This is a genomic window from Alicyclobacillus acidiphilus NBRC 100859, from assembly GCF_001544355.1.
GTDB classification, from domain to species: Bacteria; Bacillota; Bacilli; order Alicyclobacillales; family Alicyclobacillaceae; genus Alicyclobacillus; species Alicyclobacillus acidiphilus.
Genome location: NZ_BCQI01000081.1, coordinates 1 through 12,736, shown reverse-complemented (window position 1 = coordinate 12,736; position 12,736 = coordinate 1). Strand labels below are relative to the sequence as shown.

The 12,736-nt window shown below is 51.4% G+C and carries 10 protein-coding genes; all 10 read left to right on the top strand.

The features are described 5' to 3' along the window. Positions 1 to 358: hypothetical protein (locus AAC01S_RS19620; RefSeq protein WP_217997854.1), on the top strand; the 358-nt coding region annotated here is incomplete at its 5' end. A gap of 369 nt (positions 359 to 727) precedes the next feature. After that, entirely contained in the window at positions 728 to 1,705 is a 978-nt protein-coding gene (locus tag AAC01S_RS16755; RefSeq protein ID WP_067625147.1) for an ABC transporter permease, read from the top strand. A 24-nt stretch (positions 1,706 to 1,729) separates the two neighbouring features. Then, a complete protein-coding gene (locus tag AAC01S_RS16750) occupies positions 1,730 to 2,575 on the top strand; it encodes an ABC transporter permease (RefSeq protein ID WP_067625144.1) in 846 nt (281 codons plus the stop codon). A 12-nt stretch (positions 2,576 to 2,587) separates the two neighbouring features. Continuing rightward, the gene (locus AAC01S_RS16745; RefSeq protein WP_067625141.1) at positions 2,588 to 3,571 is read left to right on the top strand and encodes an ABC transporter ATP-binding protein; all 984 of its coding nucleotides are present in this window, start codon (positions 2,588 to 2,590) and stop codon (positions 3,569 to 3,571) included. Beyond that, positions 3,568 to 4,566: an ABC transporter ATP-binding protein gene (locus tag AAC01S_RS16740; protein ID WP_067625138.1), complete on the top strand. Its 999-nt coding sequence runs from the start codon at positions 3,568 to 3,570 to the stop codon at positions 4,564 to 4,566. The genes AAC01S_RS16745 and AAC01S_RS16740 overlap by 4 nt, the downstream gene beginning before the upstream one ends. Before the next feature lie 51 nt (positions 4,567 to 4,617). Continuing rightward, positions 4,618 to 7,629: a glycoside hydrolase family 38 N-terminal domain-containing protein gene (locus AAC01S_RS16735; protein ID WP_067625135.1), complete on the top strand. Its 3,012-nt coding sequence runs from the start codon at positions 4,618 to 4,620 to the stop codon at positions 7,627 to 7,629. 65 nt (positions 7,630 to 7,694) lie between these two features. Further along, entirely contained in the window at positions 7,695 to 10,160 is a 2,466-nt protein-coding gene (locus AAC01S_RS16730; RefSeq protein ID WP_067625132.1) for a glycoside hydrolase family 38 N-terminal domain-containing protein, read from the top strand. Further along, positions 10,157 to 10,912, top strand: a complete 756-nt coding sequence (locus tag AAC01S_RS16725) for an endonuclease/exonuclease/phosphatase family protein (protein ID WP_067625130.1) — start codon at positions 10,157 to 10,159, stop codon at positions 10,910 to 10,912. The genes AAC01S_RS16730 and AAC01S_RS16725 overlap by 4 nt, the downstream gene beginning before the upstream one ends. Positions 10,913 to 11,002: 90 nt before the next feature. Beyond that, positions 11,003 to 11,611: a hypothetical protein gene (locus tag AAC01S_RS16720; RefSeq protein WP_067625127.1), complete on the top strand. Its 609-nt coding sequence runs from the start codon at positions 11,003 to 11,005 to the stop codon at positions 11,609 to 11,611. Positions 11,612 to 11,779: 168 nt separating this feature from the next. Next, positions 11,780 to 12,430 (top strand): MBL fold metallo-hydrolase, encoded by a 651-nt coding sequence (locus AAC01S_RS16715; protein ID WP_067625124.1) that lies wholly within the window; start codon positions 11,780 to 11,782, stop codon positions 12,428 to 12,430. The last annotated feature ends 306 nt before the right edge of the window (positions 12,431 to 12,736 follow it).

Sequence of the window (12,736 nt, the reverse complement as noted above, 5' to 3'; positions counted from 1 at the left end):
AAATTACAATGTTTCGACTACCGGCGCACTGTCCAAAAAGCCTGGGACCAGTCCGACTTCTATCCCTGCGACGGTTTCCGTTCCAGCACTCACGGCCAATCCAGCCGCACTTACCGTCAAATTGCTCGGGAATCAAACGACTTCCGCTGAGAAGAAGACCATCTATCAACTTGCAAAAATTACGAACTACGATCTTCCGATGATTCCTATTTGGTATCAAGGTGCAGGTCGCACCTGGTCCACCCAGAATTGGACTTGGCCCGACTTCCAGCACAATCAGGCCCTTGAAAATCAGTTGGTTTACAATAATCCAATTGCTGTATTCCAGTCGTTGGGGCTTATGAAGCCAAAGAACTAAGTGCAGCGATGACGGCGAGGGACGGTTTGTCCCTCGCAACACTGTTTCGCTATATTCGTCCTCTCGGCGCGTGTTGGATCACAATCGAGATGAGGTGAACATCATGTCGAAAGTCTCTCGATACCACACAATGGAGCACGTTATTACGACGATTCATTCCGTGGGAAAGTTAACGTTCTTCATGGGAGTGTTCTTATTTTTGGGTGAATTACTAGCATTGATTGGGGCGACGTCTCGGGCCTCTCAAATGGTGGATGGAATTGCGATGGTCTTTACATTGTGTTTACTTTGTCTGAGTCTCACCGGAGCACGGATTGTATCGTATTTTTGGAAGCGTGCCTGTGGTCAGCCCGAGGAGCACTCGGCCTTATGAAATACGTGTACAGATCCATCGTCGCGCTTGTGATGATTTTTGTGATTTCTTCCTTGACATTCTTTTTAGTTCGCTTGATGCCGGGAGATCCTATTATCTTTCTGGAGACTCAGCTTGAGCAAAAGGGGATGACTGCTCAACAGGCTGCCGATCAAATTCAAGTCATGCTGAACATTATACCGCATCAGCCCCTGTTAGAGCAGTATCGGGAATGGCTCGTTCAACTGTTGCATGGGAATTTAGGACAATCGATTCAGCAGACCGGCGTGTCCGTGCGCAAACTCATTTTCAACGCGCTTCCGTGGACTTTGATTACGGTGGCTATAGGGCTCCTTGGAAGTTACGTGATTGGCATCGTACTCGGAGTTGTCAGTGCTTATTTGCGCCGTAGTTGGGTGAGCAGTCTCATCGACAACGTCGGTTCGGTAGCGCACGCCGTTCCTGCTTTTGTTACAGGTATCGCTCTATTGTACCTGTTCACGGTTGTTTGGCACGTGTTTCCATCGGGTGGCGCTTACGGTATAACAGTTACTCCTGGGTTCAACTTGCCGTTTATCTTGAGCTTTCTCTACCACATGATTCTTCCAGGCTTCACTTATGTTTTGACGACGTTTGGTTCCGTAACACTTTCCATGAAGTCTTCTACCATTACGACTTTGAACGAGGATTTCATGATGGCTGCCCGCATTCGGGGACTACCCAAATCAAAGTTAATGCAGTACCTGGGCTCGAACTCGATTCTTCCCCTGTTTACCGGGTTCATGATCAGCCTTGGCGTACTGTTCAGCGGTTCGATATTCATTGAGCAAACCTTCCAGTTTCCGGGTATCGGGAACCTGCTTGCAACGGCGGTGAATTCAAGGGACTATCCCGTCATGGAAGGATGCTTCATGCTGACCATCGCCACGGTCATCGTTGCCAACTTACTTGCGGACGTGCTGTACGCCAAGCTCGATCCACGGATCAATGTCTAAGTCACACGTTAGGGAGGGAATGCCATGACGTTATACAAGGTATTTACGCGGCGGCCGTCGCGGATTGCCGGCGTGATTCTTTTGCTCTTCTTCGTCGTACTGGCGGTCTTTGGGAATGTCATGTATCCTCTTCAGCCCCAGCCTAACGCGTCCGCAATCTATGCGCCTCCGTCTTGGGCGCACATTCTCGGTACTGATTACGCAGGGAGAGATATTTGGATTCAGATCGTGCAAGGTGCCGCCGGGGTTATGTCGGTCGGGGCGTTAGCGGCGGTGTTCACAATTATCATCGGAACGTTGATTGGACTGGCGGCTGGGTACCTGGGACCTGTGGTCGATGCGATCTTGATGCGTGTGACCGACATATTTTTAACCATTCCATCATTTGCCTTGTTACTCATTCTCGCGGTCACCATCGGACTAAGCAACACGATTGTCCTCGCTATACTGCTTAGTTTTGCGAGTTGGGGAGGACTTGCGCGCGCGATCCGCGCCATGGTGTTGAGTCTACGAGAACGCTCATTTATAGAAGTGTCGAGAGGGTTGGGCATCGGGAGATGGCACATTCTCTTTCATGATGTTCTCCCCAACCTCGCGCCTTATATCGTGACAAACCTGATGCTTTCGCTGACTGCGGCGATTTACGGCGAAGTTGGGCTTTTCTTTTTAGGCGTAGTCCCATTCAAGGCAAACAACTGGGGCGTTATGCTGAATTTTGCCCAAGGTGCATCGGGGGCAATGTACAGCACGCAATCCATTATGTATTTGATATCTCCAATATTGGCAATCGTGTTACTTCAAACGGGAATTGTGTTGACGGCCGATGCCGTAAACGAAATCGTCGATCCGCGTTTGCGCGCGGGGCACTAAGGAGTCAACAGGATGAACGAAGTATTAAGTGTGCGAGGATTGACCATTGTTTTCCCAATGGGTCATCGGACCATTCGGGCCGTGGACAACGTCAGTTTTTCGATTGCCAAAGGTGAAAGTATCGCGCTTGTCGGGGAAAGCGGCAGCGGCAAAAGCACGATTGCTTTCGCGCTGTTCAACAATGTGCCGCAGCCCGGAATAATCGAGAGCGGAGAAATTCGGTATTTTCAAGGCGGCAATTTTCTTGAGATGGGGCAGGCTTCGCAACGACAAGTATTTTGGGAGAAGGTCTCCATGGTCTTTCAGGCAGCTCAAAATACGTTGAACCCGTTGCTCAGAATCCGGCGTCAGGTGGAGGACATTGCACAAGCCCATCATGTCAACAAGAAAGTGGCTATTGATAAGGCGCGCGAACTTCTCTCGACCATGTACCTTGACCCGACTCGTGTCCTGGACGCCTATCCACACGAGCTCTCGGGGGGCATGAAGCAGCGAGTCAGCATCGCGTTGGCTCTCCTTCTCGATCCGGAGATCATCGTGTTGGATGAACCGACAACGGCTTTGGATGTGATCAGCCAGGCATCGGTTTTGAAGATATTGAACGAAATTCGTCGCCAAAGGAACATCTCGCTGATATTCATTACACACGATATCTCGGTTATCTCGCAGGTGGTTGACCGCGTTCTGGTCATGTACGCCGGTTCGGTAGTCGAATCAGGTTTGGTCCAGAAGATTGTACGAGATCCTTCGCATCCATACGCAAAGGGGCTGATCGGCTCGATTCCTCCTTTGGTAGGTGATCTGAGCGACGTCCACGGACTCCGCGGGAATCCAGTCAATTTGCTCAGCTTGAGCGGGGGTTGTCCATTTGCGGATAGGTGTCCAGATGTAATGACGCGTTGCCGGACAGACCGTCCACTCATGCGTCAACTATCGACGGGGAACGCGGTTGCTTGTCATTTGTACGACGCCGAGGGTGAGGAGGTCCGCACGTGATAGAACTCAAGCACGTTTCGAAGACGTTCGTGATGAAGAAATCTCGCGCCTCTGCGAGACGACTCCTGCATGCCGTGCAAGATGTGAATCTTTCTCTTAGTCAGGGAAAATTCATTGCTGTCGTTGGAGAAAGCGGCTGCGGGAAGAGTACGTTGGGGCGGATGGTATCGGGTCTGATACCGCCGAGCGCCGGCGATATCGTGATCGACGGCAAGACGATGACTCAAGCTCCGCGCCATGCTTGGAAGAAATGGGCGCAACTTGTCCAGTTGATTCCTCAAGATCCATATGCTGCGCTGAACCCAGTGCGAACGATCAAGACCTCCCTGGCCGAGCCATTACTGTATCATCACAAGATACGCCGCGGCGAACTGAACCAACGATTGGAATCTCTGCTCGACATGGTCGGATTGGACGCCGGCAATGTATTGGAAAAGTTCCCCCATCAACTTTCCGGTGGACAGCGTCAACGCCTTGTCGTTGCACGAGCTTTGACGGTCGATCCACAATACTTGGTCGCCGACGAATCCGTATCCATGGTCGATGTTTCTCTGCGGCTTGAAATTTTAGAAAGCATGAAACAAATTTCCCGGCAGCGTCAACTTGGGTTGATGTTCATCACGCATGATTTTCGTGTGGCGAGATATATTGCTCAGGGCGGCGAGATCGTCGTGATGTATCTCGGACGAGTGATTGAGCGTGGACCGACCGAAGAGATCTTGAGATCTCCGCAACATCCGTACGCTCAATCATTGATTTCCGCCGTGCCAATCCTTGAGGGGCGCGAGCGGCGCCTGGAAGAAATCGTCCCTAGAAACTACGAATTGTCGGTCGATGGAGTACCCGAGCATGGTTGTCCATTTCAGCCGAGATGTCCTTTCGCGACCGAGAAATGCGTGAAGGAATCGCCGGAGCTACGCGGGGTCGATCACCCAGAACATCTGGTCGCGTGTCATTATGCAGAACCCCGCAAACTTATCGCAGCAGCCAATTAGTGTGTGGAAGTCCACCTATACACACGGTCTATTGGTTGAAAGGAGCTTTTTATGCCATACCGCATAGATCATCCAAGAAAACTCCGGGCCTTTTTAGAGCAGGTTCGGATACGTATATATGAACCCATTCAACACCTCCAAGTTGTGGCCTGGGTCACACCGGAGCCTGTTCCATACGAAGAGCGCATGACTGGAAAGCGGGTGGAGCTTGCACCTGGAGATCAGTGGGGTGATCTTTGGGACTGTGCCTGGTTTCATTTTCGGGGATCCGTCCCAGAGGCTGGTGCGGACAAGAAAGTGGTTCTGCTTATCGATGTGAATGGTGAACTTTGTATCGTCGACGAAACTGGCTCCCCAAAGCAGGGGCTGACGAATGTAAATTCTGAATTCGACAAGACACTTGGGTTGCCGGGCAAGCGGGTCGTTGAAGTGACTGAACGCGCGCACGGCGGCGAGGTGATTGATCTTTGGGCTGACGCAGGATGCAACGATTTGTTTGGGAAATTTCGGGGTGGAACTTTGCGAGAGGCCACTATTGCCGTTTGCCATGAAGAGTATCGGGAATTTTACTACGATTTCGAAGTGCTCCTGGGTTTGGTTGAGAGCTTGCACGATCAATCAGCCCGGCGCTGCCGAGTGGCTCAGGCTCTGCACGACGCAATGAATTTGGCATCCGACATGACCATTGAAAACATGCGGCTCGCGAAGCAGTTGCTCGAAAAGGAACTCGGAAAATCTGGGGGTGACCCTACATTAACCATAAGTGCCATTGGACACGCGCATATCGATTTGGCTTGGCTGTGGCCGATTCGCGAGACGATTCGAAAGGCGGCGCGTACATTCTCCACGGCGCTTCGAATGATGGAGCGTTATCCCGATTACGTATTTGGTGCCAGTCAACCTCAGTTATACCAGTGGGTGAAGGATTACTATCCGAGCCTGTACGAGCAAATAAGAAGCCGAATTGCCGAGGGGCGTTGGGAAGTACAGGGGGCCATGTGGGTCGAGCCGGATTCAAACATATCGGGTGGAGAGGCACTCGTCCGGCAGGTATTGTACGGTAAACGGTTTTTCCTTAGGGAGTTTGGCAAAGACGTGAATTCACTGTGGGTCCCTGACATTTTTGGGTATTCAGCTGCACTTCCGCAGATTTTGAAACAATCCAATGTGGATTACATGATGACCCAGAAGCTATCTTGGAACGCGCATAACACCCATCCGCACCATACGTTCTTTTGGCAGGGTATCGATGGCAGTCGCGTGCTCACGCACATGCCGCCGGAAGCTACGTACAATGGACCAGCCACGCCACAATCGGTGGCGAAATTGGAACATGCCTATCTGGACAAGAATGTGTCCGATCACGCCCTGATGCTCTTTGGAATTGGTGACGGTGGCGGTGGCCCAGGAGAAGAGCATCTCGAGCGTCTCAAACGAGAAAAGAACCTGCAGGGGTTGTGTCCTGTTGTTCAGGAGCCGTCGGCCGTTTTCTTTGAAAAGCTTGCGAAACAATCCGAGAGATTTCAGACGTGGAGTGGAGAACTGTATCTGGAGCGGCACCAGGGCACATTCACGACGCAGGCTCGAAACAAGTGGTACAACCGCCGCATGGAGAAGGCATTGCGCGACTTGGAATTCGCTGCGGAGTTGCATTTTGTGTTGCTCGGTCATCGATATTTCGTAGAGGATTTGGAGGATATATGGAAGGAAGTGCTCCTCTACCAGTTTCATGACATATTGCCAGGGTCGTCGATCACCCGCGTGTACAGGGAGTCGCTCGCGCGTTACGAGATTCTGCTCGGAAAGGTTCGGGTTATGCTCGACCAGATCTTACGCCGGATCGCCGAGCAAGTGGATACGACGGGGATGAGCCAGCCCTATATGATCGTCAACTCGCTTCCTTGGGAACGTACGGAGTGGCTTTTGATTGGGCAAACGTGGATTCATGTGACAGTTCCCGCCATGGGTTACTGCGTTGTGGACGCCAACACGACGACCGATGTGTCGCTTGCCGAGGTCGTTGCCACTGAGAACAAATTGGAGAATGACCGTTTGCGCGTGGAATTTGACGACAATGGCGCGATTCGATCGATTTTCGACAAACAGGCTTGCCGGGAAATTGTAGCAGAAGGCAGGACAGTGAATTCCTTGAAAATTTATCACGATCGCGGTGACAGTTGGGATTTTCCAGAGGACTATGATGAATTGCAAGCCGGTGAAATCCACCTTAAGGAGGTTACCGCAAGGACAAATGGTCCACGGGCAGAGATTGTGCATGTATACGCTTACGGGGCTTCGGAGATTCAGCAGACCGTGACGCTTACGTCGGGATCGGGCCAAATCGACTTCCGCACGCGTGTTGATTGGTTTGAGTCTGAAAAGATGTTGCGCTCATCCTTTCCACTAGACATCCATGCTGACCACGTGAACTGTGAAATCCAGTTTGGCCATATCAAGCGAAATACGCATCGCAACACTTCGTGGGATGCCGCCAAAGACGAGATTTGCGCGCACCACTGGATCGATTTGTCCGAGCCCATGTACGGCGTTTCGTTGTTGAATGATTGCAAGTACGGCTATCGAGCTTATGGAAACGTGCTCGATATCAACCTGCTCCGAAGTCCGACATACCCAGATCCAGAGGCCGATCGTGGAAGGCATGAGTTTACGTACAGTCTCCTTCCGCACGTCGGAGATCATGCTGACGCATTGGTTTATCGTTCGGGATATCAACTCAACGTCCCTCTGCACATGTGTGTTGCGGGCGGTGGGAACGCAACGTTGCCTAAGCGCTACGGGATGTTTGTGGTAGATTCCGATCAAGTGATGATAGAGGCAGTCAAAAAGTCGGAAGATGACGACAGTGTAGTCGTTCGAATGTATGAAACGTCTGGCGCGCACGTATGTGCGAGGATAGGCGTCAACTTTGATGTCGTCCGCGTGGAAGCGGTTAATTTGCTGGAACAGCCTGTGGAAGAGCAGTGTGTCTTAAACCCCGACACCAAGACGATTTCGTTGCGGTTTAGACCCTTCGAAATCAAGACGGTCAAATTGAAGTTCTGAGCCATTCCGCGGACGGCTTGTGGATGTGCGGTCTGTGGGAGTTACCTGGGAAGGGGGACAAAGCAATGACTGACTTGAACCGCGAACTGGTCCTTTATCTCATCCACCACTCACATACGGATATCGGGTATACCGATCGACAGGAGAAGATCGAGCGTTACCATGAGGATTTCATTCGACAGGCTATTACTGCGGTCGAACTTGCGCGGTCGGGAGAACGAGAAGAATGGAGAGGGTTCAAATGGGTGTGTGAAACGTTCTGGCCCGTCGAACGCTTTCTCATTCGTTCCACCGACGACTGGCGCCACAGATTCGTCGAGGCGCTGCGGCGAAGAGAAATTGAGTTATCGGCTAACTATCTGAACATGACTGAATTGCTAGATGATGTTCTGACGCGGCAGTTGATATCGAAGGCTGTCGATTTCGCGAATTCAATTGGCGTCCGGGTGAGTTGCGCGATGACGGCAGATATCAACGGATATGGGTGGGGATTTTCACAGGCGCTCGTAGACGCAGGAATTGTCAATCTCTTTTCATGCGTACACACGCATCATGGGATGTATCCTGGATTCCGTAATCAAACGCCATTTTGGTGGGTCACACCGCGTGGCGACAAGTTGCTGGTATGGAACGGCGAGCATTACCACCTTGGCAATCGTCTTGGACTGGCTCCGAATGCGATAACGAGTGAGGCGATTGCGACGGCTGAAGCTCGAGTGGAGGCATATCTAACCCAGTTGCGAGAACAAGATTACGAGTTTCCCTTCGTTCCGATTATGGTGTCAGGGTTGTTCACGGACAATGGTCCTCCGAACCCTGCAATTGCGGCACTGGCGAATGCATGGAATGCTGAGCATGCGAGAAACTGCCGCATTGAGATGACCACGTTGTCTGATTTTTTCAAAATTGTGAGACGATACGAGGCGGAGATTCCCGTCTATCGAGGCGACTGGCCGGACTGGTGGTCGGACGGAGTCGCGTCGACCCCTCGCCAAACCCAGTTATTTCGGGATGCTCAGCGTACGAGGAGGGTCTTGCAGCGGCTGTGCCCGGATACACGACGAGCCCCATCGGAACGACTGCTTGAAGCGGATGCCAACTTGGCCATGTATTCCGAACATACTTGGGGGTATTCTGCATCCGTACAAGAGCCGTGGAATCCGAACGTCCAGTCTCTTCTGGCGCGCAAAGAAGCCTATGCCGCGAATGCGCATCGATTGGTATACACGGAGTTGGACGATCTTCTGGAACAACATGGGGAGTGCTCTTTGCGGCCAAGGCTTTCGGCCCGATTTCGGATTCTGAATGCCTTCGACGAAAGCGTCGATTCCGTCGTGTCTCTCCACTTCCATCATTGGGAGGCAAACGCGCTTGACGGACATGTAAACGTAATAGACGAGCGCGATGGACGGTCGCTGGAGTACCAAGTCGGTCCATCGAGCCGAGGAATGTGCCTGTATGTACCAGTCAGCCTGGGGCCGCGCGACGAGTCGACTCTTCGAATTGTGAAACAGCCTGATTGCGCGTCTTCCAAGGAATCGCTTCAGGTACTGGTGAATCGAGTTAACGATTTGTCATTATTATCGGCTATCAGCCACTCAAGGAGAGAGTTGACGTTTACGGAATCGTCGATTGAGTCCCCTTATGTCCGATTGTCGTGGCGGCCCGAATCGGGAATCTGGTCTTGGTTGGACAAACGATCAGGTGAAGAACTGATACGTCCTGACTGTGTTCACGGAGCTTTCACCCCCATTTACGAGTGCACTAGAGGCAAAGACATGAACGAGATCACGGCCATAAGGAGCAGGATGGGGCGTAACCGTAAAGGATTGCCTGTAGAGCGGAGCATCGGTAGGCTGGTTGCTTCGAAAGTGATCGTCAAAGGGCCGCTGTTTGTCACATTGGAACTAGAGTATAAAATTCCAGGACTACGCTATTACGGAGTTCGTCTGACCGTTTATCGAGATTATCCGCAGGTTGATGTGTCGATTCGAATCCACAAAGAGAGCGTTTGGGAACCGGAGAATCTTTACGTGTCGCTTCCATTTGGCCGACGCAGGGAGGTCGGACAGCATGGCGGACAGTTGTGGATTGAAAAAGCTGGTGCTGTGTTACAGCCGAGGATTGACCAAATACCAGGAAGTTTAGTTGATTACTATTGTGTACAGGAGGGGATCGCGTTCATTCTGCCAACGACCGTCGCCGAGGGGACGACTCATCCCAACCATTTCATCGGCATCGCCGTTGGTGTCCCAGACACGCCATTGATCCAGGTAGGTCCTATTGAATATGGGGATAGGCTCTTGCAGGGACATCCTGACCTTGAGCAAGATCCTGAACACGTGTATTCTTGGGTGATGAACAATTTTTGGGAGACGAACTTTAAGGCGGAAGTAGGAGGCTTTTACGAATTTCGTTATCATGTGGCATGGGGTCCTGAATTCCAAGATCCAAACGTGGCTGTCCAGCATTGTCATCAGATGAATGTTGGCACGCTCTGTTTTCGAATCGAGGAGGCGCAAGCACAATGATCACAGTCATGACGTTGAATTTGCGGTTGGATGTGGAGAGTGACGGCGAGAATGCGTGGCCTCATCGAGTGGACGCTGTCGCCGACACGATCAGTCATTCAGGAGCCGAGATTGTAGGCACACAAGAAGGACTTCCACATATGTTAGCGGAACTTGATCAACGTCTGCCAGATTATTCTCGAATTGGTGAACCAAGGCGCGATGGAGATGAGAGCTGCGCGATTTGGTATCGTCATGAGCTGATGAACGTAGTTGAATGGGGACAATTTTGGCTTTCGGAGACACCAGATATTCGTGAGAGCGTGAGTTGGGGCAGCAGTTTTCCTCGTATCTGCACATGGGCCCTCTTTTGCTGGAGCAAACAACCAACCAGACGCATTCGCGTCTATAATACGCATTTGGATCATGTGAGCAGAGAGGCTAGGCAAAACGGGGCCGAACTGATTCTCGACAGAGTGTTTGATGCGAGACTTCGCGCTCCCGATCCCGTGATCGTGATGGGAGACTTCAACGAAGAACCATCCGGAACCGCGATTGCCAGGTTTCGTAATAAGCTCGTTTGGGCGTCGCGCGAGGAGAGGGGAACCACGTTTCATGATTTCACCGGCCGTTTAGAAGGTCGCCCCATAGATTACATTTTTTGTACGGAGGAGCTACAACCTGAGGAGCTTATGATCTTCAGAGACAAGGTTTTCGATAAGTGGCCATCAGATCACTATCCGGTCAAGGTTCAGTTGAAGATGAGAACGTGACATTTCCACGGTACAGTTCTTTGCTCGCCGCACTATCTTCGGGAACCGTACTCATTCGCGGCGGACATGTCATGAGAAGAGGTGGAACATATGTATACAGGCATACAGCCATCGTGGCGTTTGAATGCAGATGCCCCGATGGACTTGAATTTCGCGGTGTATGTCGCGTGTTCCTTTGACCTCATCCCGGACACCCCTCCCTTTAGCAGGGAACAAATGTGGTCCGCATATTGCCATGAAACACGAGACGTTCGGGAACAGGAAGCGCTTGTCGGCCAATGGCTTCAGTGGTGGAACGATTTAGTAGTGGATCGAGCACGGATGGCCAGCGATCACGAAGGAGGATGGAGCAAGCACTTTGCCCCAAACGGTCGCTTCGATGGCCTTGAAGAGCCGCTTCGGACCCGGTGTGAAGAGGTCTTTCGATCATTCAGCGATTGGTGGGGACATACAGCAGGTGGCCAACAAGGCGTGAATTACTGGGTTTCATTGTTGGATTTTCACTCTATCGTGTATCTGGTGGAGAATGAGATTGCGGCACCAGTTCGTCCCTTTGAACTAACGGTGGATTTTGTCTATACGGGTCTTGCGAACGTTGTAGACGTTCATCCAACGTATGCGATGATGAGCGTCCATCAGCCGACTTTGTCGGTGTACAACAAGGAATGGTGGTTGGCAAAGGTTCGAGAATTAGCTTGATGGGTTTTGCGCCCGGCCAAGGCAACTGTCTCATGTCGGTTTCCCTCCGGGATATCAATCTTGGCAATCATATATTCAAATTTCATTGACAAGTGGAGATATCTCCGTTTATATTGACGGGGATATCTCCACTGATTGCGTATGAATTTGAAGGGAGGGTGTTTTGCGATGAAAATTCAATGGTTTGGTCAATCGTCGTTTTTATTGACTTCAGACGCGGGTGTGCGCATTCTGATCGATCCATTTGATCGAATGCTCGGATACAAGATGCCTAAACCAATCGAAGCCGAGATCGTTGCTGTCACACATAACCATGGGGACCACAACAAAATTCACGTGGCTGTTGGTGACTATCTGTTGGTCAACGAGCCAAAGGAATATCATCGGGACGGCGTATCGATTCAGGGAATCAAGACCTACCATGACAAAGTAAACGGAAAAAAGAGAGGGGACAACATTGTCTTCCGTTTTGCGGTGGATGGTCTGACAATTTGCCATTGTGGAGATCTAGGACATGTATTGACGGATGAGCAGATCCGGGAGATTGGCCACGTGGATATTCTCATGGTTCCCGTTGGAGGCAGAATGACCTTAAACGGTGAGGAAGGCGCAAAAGTGGTGCAACAGCTAAGCCCCGCTGTCACAATTCCCATGCATTACCGGACGAAGGCGCTGTCGGTTGTTGGGATGTTTTTATTCGATAAAGTCGATACGTTCGTGAAAGCTGCGGGTCAGCGGACCACCGAAGTGAGAATATTGGACATTAGCACAGTGAACTTGTCGCAATACTCCGGGATCGTCACTATGCAATATCAATAAATCGTGAGAGCGGAGAGAATTTGAGCGACGGCAGTGAGAATGTGGCGGGTATCGGGCGGGAGCAGAACGCGGCAGAACCCGGGACTTGAAATTGCTTCAGGATCAAGTTTAGGAGCGCTAGCCGGGGAAATCTCATCCCTGGTGAAGCTGAAATTGCGTCTCAGAATGCGAGATCGAATGTGAGATCGTTTGAATGAGGAGCAAACCAATTTTCGTCTCTCGGTTTATCGACAGTCGTGAATGACGCTTAAGTGTGTCGAAGCGGCCGCGCGCGTGCTTGCGTGATCGCGCCGCCGTAGGGGAACA